General features: G+C 40.9%; 21 protein-coding genes. 17 read left to right on the plus strand and 4 right to left on the minus strand.

Annotation, left to right across the window (positions count from 1 at the left end; translation table 11 throughout):
• Positions 1-47: 47 nt before the first annotated feature.
• A complete protein-coding gene (locus tag GWI58_RS06280; protein WP_161769008.1) occupies positions 48-329 on the plus strand; it encodes a helix-turn-helix transcriptional regulator in 282 nt (93 codons plus the stop codon).
• A gap of 128 nt (positions 330-457) precedes the next feature.
• Positions 458-1,252 carry an antA/AntB antirepressor family protein gene (locus GWI58_RS06285; protein ID WP_193388765.1) on the plus strand — a complete coding sequence of 265 codons (795 nt, stop codon included), beginning with the start codon at positions 458-460 and terminating at the stop codon, positions 1,250-1,252.
• Positions 1,253-1,451: 199 nt separating this feature from the next.
• On the opposite strand, the gene GWI58_RS06290 is transcribed toward GWI58_RS06285, so the two are convergent.
• The gene (locus tag GWI58_RS06290; RefSeq protein ID WP_161738288.1) at positions 1,452-1,631 is read right to left on the minus strand and encodes a YlcI/YnfO family protein; all 180 of its coding nucleotides are present in this window, start codon (positions 1,629-1,631) and stop codon (positions 1,452-1,454) included.
• Between the two features lie 184 nt (positions 1,632-1,815).
• Here GWI58_RS06290 and GWI58_RS06295 point away from each other — a divergent pair, with 184 nt between their 5' ends.
• From GWI58_RS06295 to GWI58_RS06320, 6 genes are all read left to right on the plus strand, one after another.
• Positions 1,816-1,992 carry a host cell division inhibitor Icd-like protein gene (locus tag GWI58_RS06295; RefSeq protein ID WP_161769009.1) on the plus strand — a complete coding sequence of 59 codons (177 nt, stop codon included), beginning with the start codon at positions 1,816-1,818 and terminating at the stop codon, positions 1,990-1,992.
• The gene (locus GWI58_RS06300; protein WP_004245361.1) at positions 1,985-2,173 is read left to right on the plus strand and encodes a hypothetical protein; all 189 of its coding nucleotides are present in this window, start codon (positions 1,985-1,987) and stop codon (positions 2,171-2,173) included. The genes GWI58_RS06295 and GWI58_RS06300 overlap by 8 nt, the downstream gene beginning before the upstream one ends.
• On the plus strand, positions 2,170-2,364 hold the full coding sequence (locus GWI58_RS06305) for a hypothetical protein (protein WP_161769010.1): 195 nt from the start codon (positions 2,170-2,172) through the stop codon (positions 2,362-2,364). Before GWI58_RS06300 ends, GWI58_RS06305 begins: the two co-directional genes overlap by 4 nt.
• The gene (locus GWI58_RS06310; RefSeq protein WP_161769011.1) at positions 2,357-2,677 is read left to right on the plus strand and encodes a hypothetical protein; all 321 of its coding nucleotides are present in this window, start codon (positions 2,357-2,359) and stop codon (positions 2,675-2,677) included. The genes GWI58_RS06305 and GWI58_RS06310 overlap by 8 nt, the downstream gene beginning before the upstream one ends.
• Complete coding sequence (locus GWI58_RS06315) at positions 2,670-4,997, plus strand: primase-like DNA-binding domain-containing protein (RefSeq protein ID WP_161769012.1); 2,328 nt, start codon at positions 2,670-2,672, stop codon at positions 4,995-4,997. The genes GWI58_RS06310 and GWI58_RS06315 overlap by 8 nt, the downstream gene beginning before the upstream one ends.
• Positions 4,998-5,212: 215 nt before the next feature.
• Positions 5,213-5,473 carry a hypothetical protein gene (locus tag GWI58_RS06320; protein ID WP_004245355.1) on the plus strand — a complete coding sequence of 87 codons (261 nt, stop codon included), beginning with the start codon at positions 5,213-5,215 and terminating at the stop codon, positions 5,471-5,473.
• 49 nt (positions 5,474-5,522) lie between these two features.
• Here the strand turns inward: GWI58_RS06320 and GWI58_RS06325 are convergent, their stop codons facing one another.
• Positions 5,523-6,023, minus strand: coding sequence for a hypothetical protein (locus GWI58_RS06325; protein ID WP_202608524.1), 501 nt, complete (start codon positions 6,021-6,023; stop codon positions 5,523-5,525).
• Positions 6,024-6,306: 283 nt separating this feature from the next.
• On the opposite strand from GWI58_RS06325, the gene GWI58_RS06330 reads away from it, so the two are divergent.
• The 9 genes from GWI58_RS06330 to GWI58_RS06370 all read left to right on the plus strand — a co-directional run bounded on the left by GWI58_RS06330 (position 6,307) and on the right by GWI58_RS06370 (position 13,178).
• Positions 6,307-7,461, plus strand: coding sequence for a phage major capsid protein (locus GWI58_RS06330; protein ID WP_161769014.1), 1,155 nt, complete (start codon positions 6,307-6,309; stop codon positions 7,459-7,461).
• A gap of 55 nt (positions 7,462-7,516) precedes the next feature.
• Entirely contained in the window at positions 7,517-8,056 is a 540-nt protein-coding gene (locus GWI58_RS17825; RefSeq protein ID WP_161769015.1) for an HNH endonuclease, read from the plus strand.
• Positions 8,053-8,601 carry an HK97 family phage prohead protease gene (locus tag GWI58_RS06340; RefSeq protein ID WP_161769016.1) on the plus strand — a complete coding sequence of 183 codons (549 nt, stop codon included), beginning with the start codon at positions 8,053-8,055 and terminating at the stop codon, positions 8,599-8,601. Before GWI58_RS17825 ends, GWI58_RS06340 begins: the two co-directional genes overlap by 4 nt.
• The gene (locus GWI58_RS06345) at positions 8,601-9,821 is read left to right on the plus strand and encodes a phage portal protein (RefSeq protein ID WP_049194563.1); all 1,221 of its coding nucleotides are present in this window, start codon (positions 8,601-8,603) and stop codon (positions 9,819-9,821) included. The genes GWI58_RS06340 and GWI58_RS06345 overlap by 1 nt, the downstream gene beginning before the upstream one ends.
• On the plus strand, positions 9,818-10,156 hold the full coding sequence (locus tag GWI58_RS06350) for a phage head closure protein (RefSeq protein ID WP_094960329.1): 339 nt from the start codon (positions 9,818-9,820) through the stop codon (positions 10,154-10,156). The genes GWI58_RS06345 and GWI58_RS06350 overlap by 4 nt, the downstream gene beginning before the upstream one ends.
• Entirely contained in the window at positions 10,149-10,445 is a 297-nt protein-coding gene (locus GWI58_RS06355; protein ID WP_100159952.1) for a head-tail connector protein, read from the plus strand. The genes GWI58_RS06350 and GWI58_RS06355 overlap by 8 nt, the downstream gene beginning before the upstream one ends.
• Positions 10,446-10,892, plus strand: coding sequence for an HNH endonuclease (locus tag GWI58_RS06360; RefSeq protein ID WP_161769017.1), 447 nt, complete (start codon positions 10,446-10,448; stop codon positions 10,890-10,892).
• A 274-nt stretch (positions 10,893-11,166) separates the two neighbouring features.
• Positions 11,167-11,520 (plus strand): phage terminase small subunit P27 family, encoded by a 354-nt coding sequence (locus GWI58_RS06365; protein ID WP_161769018.1) that lies wholly within the window; start codon positions 11,167-11,169, stop codon positions 11,518-11,520.
• Positions 11,517-13,178 carry a terminase large subunit gene (locus tag GWI58_RS06370; RefSeq protein WP_004245343.1) on the plus strand — a complete coding sequence of 554 codons (1,662 nt, stop codon included), beginning with the start codon at positions 11,517-11,519 and terminating at the stop codon, positions 13,176-13,178. Before GWI58_RS06365 ends, GWI58_RS06370 begins: the two co-directional genes overlap by 4 nt.
• Before the next feature lie 717 nt (positions 13,179-13,895).
• On the opposite strand, the gene fis is transcribed toward GWI58_RS06370, so the two are convergent.
• Both fis and dusB read right to left on the minus strand, forming a co-directional pair.
• Positions 13,896-14,192: a DNA-binding transcriptional regulator Fis gene (gene fis / locus GWI58_RS06375; protein WP_004245342.1), complete on the minus strand. Its 297-nt coding sequence runs from the start codon at positions 14,190-14,192 to the stop codon at positions 13,896-13,898.
• A gap of 20 nt (positions 14,193-14,212) precedes the next feature.
• A complete protein-coding gene (dusB, locus tag GWI58_RS06380) occupies positions 14,213-15,184 on the minus strand; it encodes a tRNA dihydrouridine synthase DusB (protein WP_004248899.1) in 972 nt (323 codons plus the stop codon).
• Positions 15,185-15,375: the final 191 nt, after the last annotated feature.

Below are 15,375 nucleotides of genomic sequence, written 5' to 3' on the forward strand. Positions count from 1 at the left end.
AAATCGACAGAATACCCTCACGAAAACACAAATACAGTGAGGGTTTCATGAAAAATCAATTTTCAACACCAACACCAGAATTGCGCCGTTCTATCCTTGCCGAGTATGGCGAACAGTATGATCGCCTCGTTCGCGAGAAAGAACGCCGACGCATCACATCAATTTCACGCACAACAGCTTACACACTCGAAAAAGAAGGGCGTTTCCCTACGCGTAAAGCATTAGGGCGTAATTCTTGCGCGTGGCTATTAAGTGATTTATTGCTATGGGTTCGTAACCCGCCAGCCGTGGAAAACATTAATAATCCATATAGCCGTAAAGTGAACTAATAGAAGTAAATCGCAATTGCAAGCAATTAACCAAAATACGAATTTGCGAGCTTTTGCAACTTATTTCATTCAAGCTAAATGTGTTGTCGCGACAACTCTTATTAATTAAATAAAAAGAGTAGAAATATATGAAATTGGAAAAAAACAGCTTAATTGCTGATGGATTCGCTCACCCTGAAAAACATGAGACTAATACTTTTGATAATTTAATTCCTGTTATTAATGGCAATATTAACGGTAAAGAAATTCAAACAGTCAGTAGTCGTAAATTACATTCATTCTTGAAAGTTGGTCGTGATTATACAAGTTGGATTAAAGGACGAATTAAACAATATGACTTTGAGGAGAATGTCGATTATATCATTGTTGAAAATTTGAGCACCCCAAAACGGGGGAGCGCAAAATTTAGACAGCAAATTGAACACGATTACATTGTCAGCCTCAACATGGGTAAAGAACTATCTATGGTTGAGCGTAATGAACAAGGAAAATTAGCCCGTCAGTATTTCATTGAGTGTGAAGAACGATTACGCAAAATTGCGCCAGAAGAACACAAGGCAGCTATACAGAATTGGCGTAAAAACCGTGTTACGGCATGTGAAGACCATAAAAGCATGGCAGAAGCGATGAAAGGTTATATTGAGCGCACTGGCGATAACCAGAAAGGTTTTGCATATAGCAATGAATCGCGCTTTATCAACAAGCTAGTGCTAGGAATTGACCCGATTAAATGGGCTAAGAATAAAGGTATTAAATCTAAAGAAGTCAGGGATAACATGAGTACAGAGCAATTAAAATTACTGGCTTACTTAGAGGCTCGTAATTGTACTTTTCTTGACCTTGATACACCCACAGTACAGAGAAAGGCTCAATTAACTGAGTTAGCTCAACGTTGGTTAGTTCAGCGTTTGGAGGCTAACTAATGAACACTACTCAAACAACAAATCCGTCCAGTTTGCGATCATCATTTAGTGAAATGCAAAAGAAAAAAGACAGCGTGCAGGCTGTCTTAATTCAACTTCATTCACTGGAGCAAGCTACTAACTACCCTAATTATATCGGGTTGGTTAAATATTGCCAATCCTCCATTGGAGGGTGGGATTTGAACCTAGTGAATGATGTTCACTCAGTTGATTGTTTGGCTTTACGTTGTCTACGTTTAATTTCTGCTTTTACAGCAGTGACTATAAATTGCGCCTTACTTTCACCATCTTCTAGATTCCTCTCCAAATCTGCTACTACATCATGCGGGAAACGAGCATTTAGTTGTTGTGATTTGTTATTGATTGAACTTGTTGCCATTTCTGAATCTCCATATAGTTGGTGCGATTCAGTATACGCAAAAATAAATGTAATAAAAGGGTTGAAGTGCGATTCACTTAGAGGTAACTTTATAAGTGTTGGTGCGATTCACCAAATAGCAACGCCCCGAAGTGCTAGGAACACTATCGAGGCGTTTAACCACAATGTTATACGAGGTAACACTATGGCTATGTATAAGTCTACCCAAACTCACCCTAAATTCCTATGGCGTTTCTTCTCATGCCAGCAATCTAAATATTTTTCCGTTGAAGCCAGTAACGAGAAAGAAGCTCGTTCTTTACTTCCCGACTCACCTTGTCTCTTTTCTGCTCGTATTCGTCAGGAGGGAGATCATGCTTAATACCATTTGTATTGATACAGCAAAATATAAAGCAGGTTTAGCCAGCTCTCTATATAGCGTCATTCTTGAAAAAGCATCGGATGAATGCTCTCAAGAGTTATTAGACTTGATTTCAATTGCTTGTGATTTAAACCAACAAATTAGCCAATCATTACGTGATAACAACGGGGTATCAGCATGAAAAACAATGAATTAGCATTATTACTCGATAGCCCGATTATGGATATTTGCAAGTTAGAGTCTCTCTTAACGATATGGCTCGAAGCTGAGGACAATCAAGAGGTTGCTAACATGATTAGCATCTCACTCGACTATACAAAAAATGTTCGTGATGCTTTAAGTCATGCAGTGGGGAGTGAAAACAATGTCTGATATCTATGACTACCTTGTAAAGGCTGATTTGGACTCCATGAGCACAGCAGAACTACGAAAATTTAGAAGTGTTTCCTCTGACACTTGTGACGGGTTGCTATCGACATTACGAGTCATGGGAGAGTGTGCTTTTTGGGCTTGTGCAAATAAAGATTACCATGAAAGCCAAGCTAAAAATGATTTACGGCGTATCGGTGAGTCATTGATGTATTTACCTCGTTTGATTGATGCGATGCGTTTTAATGAGCATGAAGCGGAATTTAAAATCTATCAACGTGAGGGGTTTCCTTATACGGAGGTAGGCAATGACTAATATTGAGTTGATCCGTGAAGTAAAGCGTAATGCAGTAAATCACTGGAGCGGTATCCTGCCTGCCTGTGGTGTTGATGTACCGGAACGGGGAAAACATGGTGCCTGTCCTGTCTGTGGGGGAACTGACCGTTTTCACTTTATTGATGATCACCATAACGGCAATTGGTTTTGTCGCCAATGTGATGAGCCTAATCACGGTGATGGATTAGATTTAATTGCCAAAGTAAAAGGTATCTCTATTTATGAGGCAGCTAAAGAAGTCTCACGAGCTTTGTCATTACCTTTACCTGAACCTGCCAGAAAGGAGGCTCCAAAATCAGAGTCTCAACCTATTGCAGAAAAGGTACAAAAGCTAGTGGCTCAAACGACGGTAGGTAAATCAGCGTACCTGACTCAAAAGGGGCACGATTGCCCCGTAAAATTACTTGCTGATGGTTCGATGTTATTAATTATTCAGCGCGGTAATGAGGTCACAGGGGCGCAAATTATCAAGCCTAACGGTGAAAAGCGTCTGATATCAGGGACAAAGAAAAAGGGCAGTTTTATGCCCTTATCTGAATTAATAGAAACGACTGAGACAGTATTGATTGCCGAGGGATACGCAACCGCCTTAACAGTGAGTCAACTGCATAGTGGTTTGGTGTTGGCTGCGATTGATGAGGGGAATTTATTACCTGTTGCTGAATGGGCTAGAAAGCATTATCCCGAAGCAAAGATAATTATAGTTGCGGATAATGATATTAAGATCGGTCAGCCGAATGTGGGTAAAATTTCAGCAGAAAAAGCCGCTAAAATGGTTAATGGTTGGGTAACTTTACCGCCGACAGAAGATAAAGCCGATTGGGATGATTACCGTCAGCAATTTGGGATTAAGAAAGCTAAACAGGCATTTAATGAGGGAATGTACCAAATGGATAATTTAGCCACAGTAACCGTTATTCATGCGGATAAAAAAGGGGCGAACACCAATCTCTCACAAATGGCGGCTAGTCAACGAGGCGCATTACTCGCAGAACGTTACGGAAAACTCGCTATTATTCCAGATAGCGAGATGGTTTATCACTATGTCGATGGGGTATGGAATAAAGTATCTGATAGTGATTTACAACGGGCAATGGTAGCGATCTTTGATGAATATGAAACACCTTATAGCCCAACGGGGGTTAAAAATGCGATTGGTGCGTTGAAATTACAAATTCCAGTTTTAGGCGAGCAAAAGCGAGAGTTAATTGGTTTTAGTAATGGCGTGTATGATTTATCAACTCAACAATTTAAGCCTCATGCACCCGAAAACTGGTTACTTAATCATAATGGGATCGTATTCACTGCGCCTGAACCTAATGAGAATTTAAAACAACATGCCCCTAGTTTTTATAAGTGGTTATCTCATTCGGCGGGCAACGATGAAGAAAAGATGGACCGTATTAATGCGGGCTTATTTATGATTTTAGCTAATCGGTATGATTGGCAATTATTTATCGAGGTGACGGGTGAGGGAGGGAGTGGTAAAAGTGTTTTTACCTCTATCGCGACTTTACTTGCAGGGGCACACAATACCGCCAGTGGCAATATGAAAGCGTTAGACGAGGCGAGAGGGCGTTATCAATTTGTGGGTAAAAGTCTCATTACCTTACCTGACCAAGTAAAATACGTTGGAGAAGGGGCGGGTATTAAAGCCATTACAGGCGGTGATTTAATCGAGGTTGACGGTAAGTATGAGAAACAATTCTCAACTATTATTAAAGCGGTTGTTTTGGCGACGAATAACGAACCAATGAGCTTTACTGAACGTAACGGAGGGATAGCACGTAGACGGGTTATTTTCTCTTTTAATACTCCCGTTAAAGAGAGTGATAAAGATCCCTTGTTACCTGAGAAGATAAGCAAAGAGTTACCCGTTATTATTCGCCATTTATTGAAATTATTTACCTGCCAAGATAAGGCTAAATTATTACTGCAAGAACAGAGAGATTCAGGCGAAGCTTTAGCCGTCAAAAGTAACTCAGATCCATTGTATAGCTTTTGTGCTTATTTGGTTTCATTGGGCGAAGAGTTAGGGATGAAGATGGGGAATAAGAATATTTATCCTCGTGCGCCGAGGATCTATCTCTACCATGCTTATTTATCATTTATGGAAGCCTACGGGTTTGATAGACCGTTAACATTAACCAAGTTTGGGGACTCATTACCTAAGGTGATGCAAGAGTATAAAAAGGATTATCGAAAGTTTAAAACGAAACGGGGTTATTACTATAACGTTGATTTAACTGATGAAGCTAATGAGTGGCTTCCTGCAGTACCTGAATTAAGAAAAAGTTAGCCCCCTAGTTATAAAGTTTTATGTTCAACTGTGCACCCTGTTCACCAATCTTTATATTTGATTGATTTATAATATAAAAATAGGGTGCATAGTTATTTCTCAACTGTGCACCAACTGTTCACCCTGTGCACCTTTTATATTGCTGTTAAAATAAGCATATAGATTTTAAAAAGGCTTCTTTTGGCAGGTAATATTGTATTAAATTAGGAGGAGATATGCCGATCACGCGAGAAGATATACAGGCACATTATGATTATCACAACATTACACAACTCGATGATTTACATACAACTGATTATCGTGAGTTGGTTAGCGGACATTCTTTTTTCTTTCAAGATACTGGCGGAAATTTAAGACACACATTATCAGAGGAAATTTTAGCAACGAATAAAGAACAATTAGATGTATTAATTGAACAACTGCAAGCGTTTAGAAAAATAATGAATGATGTACCCGAATGGTTGAGTGATAAATAAATCTGATAAGGAGCCGAGAGAATAAATATGCTCGGCTTCAGGTAAGATATTATAATAAACTTATTAGCCCGGAAATACCTGCCCCTATTACACTTGCAACGGTACTATTTTCTAGTAATTTAATGAGAGATCTTTTTGCCTCAACATCATTAGATTTTGCAATCTTTTCAACTAATTCCTGAATAGTTACATTTGTAATTTGAGTGTTATTATTCCCAACTTGTATTTGATCTCCAGAAATATTACCTATATTAACGACAGAATTAATATCTTTCGTTTTATGCTCACTGGCAGTCATATTTTCAACTTGTAGAGTTAACATGTGTGGGTGGTGAGTACCTATATTCAATGATCCTCCAGCAAGGAATGAAGCATCTAATACTTTTAATTCAATAAGTCTTTTTCCTGATTTTTGTGTAATAACATCACCAATTCCAATATCGGGTTCATCGGTGTAGGGGATTCGTACAGTACTGCTTTCTCGGCTACCTTTGTACTCATCTCCATTAATAATAATTAATTCTGGATATGCAAGCTGATTGAAATTCATACTACCTCCATTGTTAAAATGAACGCCCTCAGACCACAACATCAAAATATTAGCATAAAGAATTGTAAATTAATTGTTCTGATGCTTTCTTATGTTTATTGTATGATTTTTAAGGCTTTTTATTGGCTTTTTGAGGTATATATTAATAAGTGGCACTCAGACGTGAGCCGCCACTTGACCGTTTAATCCTTGCTTTTTCTGACAGGCATCTCCAGTTAAACGGTCTTCTTCTTTTTGTGTTGGTTTCACGTCTTAACATTTTATTGATTACGGAAACCACTTCATGAAAAGACTTCTCGAATTACGCCAACAAAAGGCAACTCTCACCGAGCAAATGCGTTCACTGCTCACTAAAGCTGAAACTGAAAAACGCTCACTCACCGACGATGAAGCGAAAAACTTTGATGAATTGCGTAGTCAGTCGGAGTCTCTGAATACTGAAATTACCCGCTATGAAGCGATGGCAGAAGAAGAACGCAGTCAAGCAGGCAAACAGGTATTAGGTGATAAAGCCGTCAGTAATGATGAATTACGTCATTATATCCTGACAGGGGAAACTCGCACTTTATCGACAGGGGTTCCGGCTGATGGTGGCTATACCGTTATTCCTGAACTGAATAAGCAAATTATGCAGCAATTAACCGATGATTCGGTGATGCGTAAAATTTGTACCATCAAAACGACTCACAGCAACGAATATAAACAACTGGTTTCTGTGGGTGGGGCAAAGGTCAATCACGGTGAAGAAGGTCAAGCCCGCACAGAAACTGGCACACCGAAGTTAGAAGAAGTCAGCATCAAATTATTCCCTATCTACGCCTATCCCAAAACCACGCAAGAAATTATTGACTTTAGTGATGTGGATATTCTTAGCTGGTTAACCACTGAAATTGGCGACACGTTTGTTGATACCGAAGAAACCGATCTTGTGACGGGTGATGGTACGAAAAAAGCAAAAGGATTCTTAGCTTATCCTCGTGAAGCCAAAGCCGATAAAGCGCGCGCGTTCGGTACATTGGAAAAACTTGACGTTGCCAGCATTGAAGCCGATAGCCTGATTGACCTGAAATTTAAATTGCGTGCGAAATATCGCAAAAATGCCGTTTGGGTGATGAATTCCAATACTGCAGCTAAAGTACAGAAGCTGAAAAATGGCAATGGGGATTATATCTGGCGTGACCGTTTACAGTCTGGCGATCCTGATACCTTATTAGGCTTACCGGTTCATTATCTCGAAAACATGGATGATGATGTGATTGCATTAGGTGACTTTAAACGCGGTTACTTCATTGTGGATCATGAAACGGGTACACGTACTCGCCCTGACAACATTACTGAACCCAGCTTTATCAAAGTTCACACCGATAAATATTTAGGCGGTGGGCTGGTGGATTCTAACGCCATTAAAGTGTTGGAAGTTAAAGTCGCGGGTAAATAACTCAAGGGGCGTTCCTGTGATCTCAGGAGCGCTCTTTTTTGTCAGGGGGTAGACAGTGAAATTAATTACAAAAAGGTATCTTAATGAATGCCTTAATTACGATGAGAAAAGTGGTGAGCTACGATGGAAGGTGAGACCTCAGAGTCATTTTTCTTCATTGAAAGGTTGGCGGATATTCAATAAAAAATTTTCAGGTCAAAAAGTAAGTTTAGCCAAAAATATTAGTGGCTACTTAGAAATAACTCTTGATGGGAAAAAATATAAACAACATAGAATCGTTTGGATGCTTCATTTCGGAGTAATAGATGTAGGTTTGCAGGTTGATCATATCAATCATGATAGAACCGACAATCGAATAAATAACCTACGATTAGTTACTCATCAAGAAAATATTAAAAACCTGAAATTGAAAAATACAAATACTTCTGGTTACACAGGTGTAACTCGTCACGGGAAACGGTGGAAAGCGCAAATCCAATCACCGCAAGGAAGAAAACATATCGGTTGTTATGACACTCCTCATGATGCACACAAAGCCTATGAAATTGAGAAAAGAAAGTATGGTTTTCATGAGAATCATGGGGTAATGCAATGAATGATATTGAATTAAGAACGGCTGATTTCTCAATCAATGAGAAAAAAATTACTGGCTACGCTGTTCGTTGGATGGATAACTCACAACTGTTATTTGGTGAGTTTGTCGAACGCTTTGATAAATCAGCTTTTTCAGAATGTTTAAAAAGTAGTCCTGATATTCGCTTCTTGTGGGAGCATGATCATGCCTCCCTATTAGGGCGTACATCATCTAATACGTTAATAGTTAGTGATGATGGTATTGGCTTACGGTTTGAATTGTTATTACCTGATACCCAGCTAGGGCGTGATGCTTTGACTATGATTGACCGTGGTGATATCGAGGGGGTTAGTTTTGGATTCAGAGCGATTAAAGATCAATGGGATATCGGTCAAGAACCGTATGTTCGCACCGTCTTAGAAGCTGAATTAAGAGAAATTAGTCTTACGAGTATTCCAGCCTATCCAACAAGTAGCGTAGAAATTGCCAAACGCTCCTTAACACTCAGTAAACCGCAAGCGGTAAAAGATTTTGACCGCTGGTTACAATTGGTTGAGGTGGAATAATGTGGCCATTCAAACGTAAAGCCTCCGAATCCCGCAGTCTAAGTATTGATGAGTTTCTTTCTCTGGCGGGGATATCTAACACAAACTCAGGGGAACACGTTAGCTCATCAACGGCGGAGGGCTTACCTGCCGTGATGAATGCGGTGACGGTCATTAGTGAAGCTATTGCCTCCATGCCCTGTTTTCTGTATCGGGTACACAATGATAAGGGGCGAGAATCAAGAGAGTGGTTAAGTGATCATCCTGTTGATTATCTTCTCAATGAAAACCCGAATGACTGTCAGACCGCTTTTCAATTTAAGCGCACGTTAATGCGTCATTGTTTACTCAATGGTAACGCCTATGCGGTGATTGCGTGGGGCAAAGATGGACAGCCTAAATCAATACATCCTTATCCTCCTAGTGCGGTGGTAATTAATCGACTAGGGGATCACCGATACAGTTATACCGTGACGGAACCGTATAGCGGTAAAGTGAAAACCTATCTACAAGAAGAAATCTTGCATTTACGTTATGCGACTGATGACGGTTTTTTAGGTCGCTCACCCGTCACGATTTGCCGTGAAACATTGGGCTTAGGATTAGCTCAACAACGACACGGCGCGAGTATCATGAAAGACGGCATGATGGCATCTGGCATTATTAAATCGGGTGAATGGCTCGATAGCCTCAAAGGAACTAAGGCATTAGAAGCCCTAGAACGCTACAAAGGGGCTCGTAATGCAGGGAAAACCCCCATTCTTGAGGGGGGCATGGAATATGAACAATTAGGCATGAGTAACCAAGATGCGGAGTGGTTAGCCTCAAGGCGTTTTACCATTGAAGATATTGCCCGTATGTTCAACATTAGCCCCATCTTTTTACAAGAATATTCCAACAGTACCTACAGTAACTTTAGTGAGGCAAGTCGTGCCTTACTGACCATCACTATGCGCCCATGGTTAGCCAACTTTGAGCAACAAATTAAATCAGCGCTGTTATTGACTTCACCCACACCGAATATTCGTTATCAAGTGGAATTTGATACGGCAGATTTACTCCGCGCTAATCCTACCGAACGTTTTCGCAGTTATGAAACCGCGATTAAGTCGGGAGTCATGTGTCCGAATGAAGCCCGTGAGCGTGAGGGATTGCCACCGCGTGAGGGTGGGGATGAATTTAGTCAGGCATGGAAACAGACCGTTGAAGTTAAAAAAGAGTCTGACAAGGTGGATGAATGAAAGCAGGGAGGCTCAGACATCAAATAACCATACAGAAATCGGAAATTATTCGTGATGATTTTGGCTCAGTAACCACTCGATGGGTTGATATTGCGACTGTTGCTGCAGAGGTAAAAGCTATTAGTGGTCGTGAGTTAATGGCTTCGGGGATGATTATGAGTGAAGCAACTATACGTATTTGGTTACGGTATCGCACAGATATCACTACTTCTCACCGTATCGTTTATCACAAGTTAAATACGGTTGGCGATAAATTCGGCATTGTGGCGGTTATTCCTGATGCAAAACACACCCTGTTAGAACTGCTTTGTAAGGGAGGCGTATTTAATGACTAAGCCCGAAATCACGTTAGATGAAGTGAAGTTGCATTGCCGTATTGATGATGATTATGACGATGCCATATTAGCTATTTATATTGATGCCGCATTAGAAGTGTGCCAACAACATATCGGTAAACGATTTGATGATGGATTGTCGTTCACTCCGGCGATCAAGGTGGGCTGTTTAATGTATATCAGTTTGCTTTATGAGAACCGAGAGATGGTAGGCAGTGATGGATTAAAAGAAGTTCCGCTGACTATTCATTCTCTGTGGTCAACCTATCGAGATGTGGGAGTGTACTAGATGCCATGGCAACCCCTAAAGCGTTGTAGTTATCAAGGCTGTAATAAGCGGGTGAAGTCTGGACGGTGTGATGAACATAAACGAGAAGCCAGACGACAACAGGATAGCCAGCGAGGAACACGGACCGAACGAGGTTATAGCAATCAGTGGGGCAAGTACCGTTTACAGTATCTCAAGTTAAATCCGTTATGTGTGCATTGCCTCAATAAAGGGATATACACCCCTGCAACCATTGTTGACCACATTATTCCTATTAACGGCGATAGTGATGTGTTGTTTTGGGTGGATTTTAACCATCAAGCGTTATGTCACAGTTGTCATAACACCAAAACCTTTAAGCATGATCCACTCACTAAGCAAAAGCGTAAAAATGGGGAGTATCGAGAGTTAGAGGCAAAAGCAGCACGACATAATGATTGGCGAGATGAGTATAACCGCAATGCGTGAAAATGAAATAAATCAGTTGGTTAAAGGACTCTTAAAGCACAGTGAATCGTATAGACAACGACAATTAAAAGCGCCTACAAAGCCCATTGCAGGACGCAATATTCAACGTGATAGGGAGCTAATGGAATGTTTCCGAAATCGTTAGAGAAGCATATAGAGGGGGGTAGGGGGATCAAAAATGACAAACACCCTCGTCTCAGGAACCGCCCCCCTCCTCGAATTTTTACGCACGGTAATTTTTTTGAAAATAATTTACTAGGAAATAGAAATAGTTATGGCAAGAGCACCTAAACCCCCCGTTTATATTAATGAGATAGCGACGAAAGAGTGGAAAACAAAAGCCAAAATATTGGCAGAACGTGACGATCTGACGTTAGCCGATTGGAACAATTTAGAATTGTATTGCGTCAATTATGCGATGTACCGTAAAGCGGTTGAAGACTTAGATAATCGAGGGTTTAGCATTATCAATAGTCAAGGCAGTGAGAGCCGTAATCCCTCATTGAGTGCCAAGGCTGATGCTGAAAAAATCATGATTAAAATGTCTTCCTTACTGGGGTTCGATCCCGTTTCTCGTCGTAAAAATCCAATTGAAACCGAGGAAGAGGACGAATTAGATCGCCTATGAACGCATGGGAGCAGTACGCAAGCGACATCAAAACAGGTAAAATCCCCGCCTGTCAGCGGTTAAAGCAAGCGGTTGAACGTTACTATAATGACTTAAATAATCCGCTTTATACCTTTGATAATGAGGTCGTAGAGCGTTTTATCGGGTTCTCCCGTGTTTGCCCACATGTTAAAGGGCACTTGCGAGGTAAGCCGATAGAGCTTGAGCCGTGGCAACAATTTGCCTTTGCGAATCTCCTTGGTTTCAAGGTGATCTCAACGGGGCGAAGAAAATACCGCAGTGCTTATATTCAGGTTCCCCGCAAAAATGCAAAATCCACCGTTGCAGCAATACTGGCTAATTGGTTCTTGGTGATGGAAAACGGGCAGCAAGATATTTATACCGCTGCAGTAAGCCGAGATCAGGCGCGTATTGTTTTTGATGATGCCCGTCAAATGTGTGTGCTATCTAAACCGCTTAAAAAACGGGTGGCCATACAGCAACATAAAGTCATTAATCCGAAACGTAATAGCTTATTGAAACCTCTTGCCGCTAAAGCCGCCACGATTGAGGGAACCAACCCCAGTTTAGCCATTGTTGATGAATATCACTTACACCCTGATAATGCGGTTTATTCTGCTCTTGAGTTAGGGATGGGGGCACGTCCTGAGGGCATTTTATTTGCGATCACAACGTCAGGCAGCAATGTCATTTCAGCATGTAAACAACATTATGATTATTGTTGTCAAATCCTCGCCGGTGAAGAACAAAATGAATCGTTATTTGCTTTGATTTATGAACTTGATGACGAAAAAGAAATTGACGATGAACGCCTGTGGATAAAGGCGAACCCCAATCTTAATGTGTCGGTTGATGGTGATGCTTTGTATGACACGATACAAAAGGCGCGAGGCATTCCCTCACAATGGACAGAAATGTTAACTAAGCGTTTTAATATCTGGTGTCAGGGGGAAACGCCTTGGATGGGTGAGGGCGCATGGTTAGCGTGTGAAATGGACTATACCGAGACTGACCTTAAAGGCTTAGCGTGTTATGCAGGAATGGATTTATCTTCTACGGGGGATATTACCAGTGTCTGCTATACCTTTCCCGTTGATAATGAATTGTTGTTATTGACTCGCCACTATATCCCCGAAGCGCAGTTACAGAACCCCGCCAATAAGAACAGGGCGATTTACCGTCAATGGGTTAAATCAGGTTGGCTCCGAACCACTCCTGGTGATTGTATTGATTATGATCGCATTCGTGATGATGTGCTTAGAGACAGCCAACAATTTAATATCAAATTGACAGGATTTGATACATGGAACGCTACCCATTTAAGGACACAGCTACAAGGTGCGGGGTTAGATGTTGAGCCATTCCCTCAAACTTACATGAAGTTTAGCCCTGTGGCGAAATCAGCCGAGGTATTTGTTAATCGTAAAATCATTCGTCACAATGGCGATCCGGTGCTTGCGTGGGCGATGGCTAATGTCGTCATGGAAACGGACGCAAACGCGAATATCAAGCCCAATAAAAAGAAATCAGCCAACAAAATTGACCCTGCTATTGCTTTCCTTATGAGCTTTGGTACATGGCAAATTGAGCATGAAGACTTTGCTTTCAACTTAACGGGGGAGCAAAAAGAACGTTTAGCCTCATTTGATGGGGTGTAGCTGACTTTGTTAGTTGCAAATTTTCGTCATCAACCATGGTGGAAATCACCACAGTATAGGTATGGTGAAAATCGCCATGCCTTTACAGTCACACCACAGCTTAAACCTGAGCCAAAGCATTTATTGTTGCTTTGATATTCCAGAGGACAAATATGTCCCCAAGGCATTAAGAAAAAACATATTTGTGAAATTATCAATAGGTTGGAACGTTAAACGTACTTACCTCGATTAGGACGCCTTAATATCAAGGAGTTGTCTCACCTAGTGTAATTGCCAAATGAGTAAATTATCAGCAAAAAGGTGCACAGTATGCACAGTTGGTGCACACCGTGCTCACCCTAATTTATTATTTAATATCAATGGATTAAGTTGATGGTGCATAGGGTGCACAGTTGAGGGCTTCAAAAAGATTTATAGGGGGGGTAGGGAACAAATCTCAGGATAATAAAGTTTATTTGTACATAATTTAAACTACGAAAATTTTGTAGTTTACCTATCTTTCCCTCTTCACATTAATAAATCAGTCTGGCAAAACAGGTATCACCATTTTGATCATGCCTTTTATAACTAAATACTTATATGTATGTACTGGAGCTAATTATTGTTAATAGATGCTGTGAGCTTTAATGTGGGGTACACGGTGGGGTAATAATAACAAAAAAGCCCTTAACAAATAATGGAAAGGGCTTTTTAATTCAATGTGTTATTCGACTTCTATTAATTCATGCCGTATTTTTTCAGTTTCTTACGCAGTGTGCCACGGTTAATGCCCATCATTTGCGCAGCACGTGTTTGGTTACCACGGGTGTATTGCATCACCATGTCCAACAATGGCTGTTCAACTTCAGCCAATACCAGCTCATATAAGTCATTAACATCTTGACCGTTTAATTGAGCAAAATAGTTCTTCAGTGCTTGTTTAACTGAGTCACGTAAAGGTTTTTGGGTTACCTGATCTTGTGAATTTACAGTGGCAACGGTTAGTACGTCTGAATTTACGCGTTGTTCGAACATAGTTCTGTCAGCTCTTTTATTTATTTACGCAAAAAATTTTCGAAATATGCTTCCAACGCCTCCAGCTGTTCGCTGGCATCCTCTATGGCGTTGAAGGAGCGCCGAAACTGGTCATCAGGGGCATGTTCCTTGAGATACCAAGAGACATGCTTGCGTGCAATGCGAGTTCCTTTGCCTTGACCGTAAAAGTCGTGCAATTCACGCACATGCTTTTGCATTATTTGTTGCACCTTTGCAATCGGCAAAGGAGGCAACAGTTCACCTGTGTCCAGATAGTGCTGGATTTCCCGAAAGATCCAGGGTCTTCCCTGAGCAGCGCGACCGATCATTAAAGCATCGGCTCCAGTGTAGTCAAGCACTGCTCTGGCTTTTAGCGGGTCAGTTATGTCTCCATTCGCAATAATGGGAATAGAGACACTCTGCTTAACTGTCCGAATACTGTCGTATTCAGCTTCACCTTTGAACAAACACTCGCGCGTACGTCCATGAATGGTGAGAGCCGCAATACCACAATCTTCAGCCAATTTGGCAATCTCTACACAGTTTCGTTCATCAGGTGACCATCCTGTACGGATCTTGAGTGTAACAGGTACATCAACCGCATTGACTACCGCAGAAAGGATCTCTGCGACTAAATCCGGATAACGCAGCAATGCCGAGCCTGCTAACTTTTTATTCACCTTTTTTGCCGGACAACCCATATTAATGTCGATAATCTGAGCGCCACTTTCTACGTTTATTTTCGCAGCTGTAGCCATATCAACAGGGTCACTTCCCGCAATTTGTACGGAGCGGATCCCCAATTCATCGCTATGTACCATCCGTAACCGAGACTTGTCTGTCTTCCAAACCTGAGGATTAGAAGAAAGCATTTCAGAAACTGTCATCCCCGCACCCATGTCATAGCAAAGTGACCGAAAAGGTCGGTCTGTAACGCCAGCCATTGGAGCTGCAATGAGGCAATTTTTTAACTGATACTGTCCGATTCGCATAGATGAAAAGAGGGCCAAACTGTGACTGCAAGGGCGCGTATATTACGCATTTTTTACCAGATATGAAAGGACAAAGTTTAACCAAATCGCGAAAAAAAGTTACTTTTTTATACTTGATTTTTTATAAATAGATTATTTAGTCAATAAAAACAACATCTTACTGTTTTTCTAAAATTTTAAATTTAAATATA

It is taken from the genome of Proteus sp. G2674, from assembly GCF_009915195.1.
Taxonomy (GTDB): Bacteria; Pseudomonadota; Gammaproteobacteria; order Enterobacterales; family Enterobacteriaceae; genus Proteus; species Proteus mirabilis.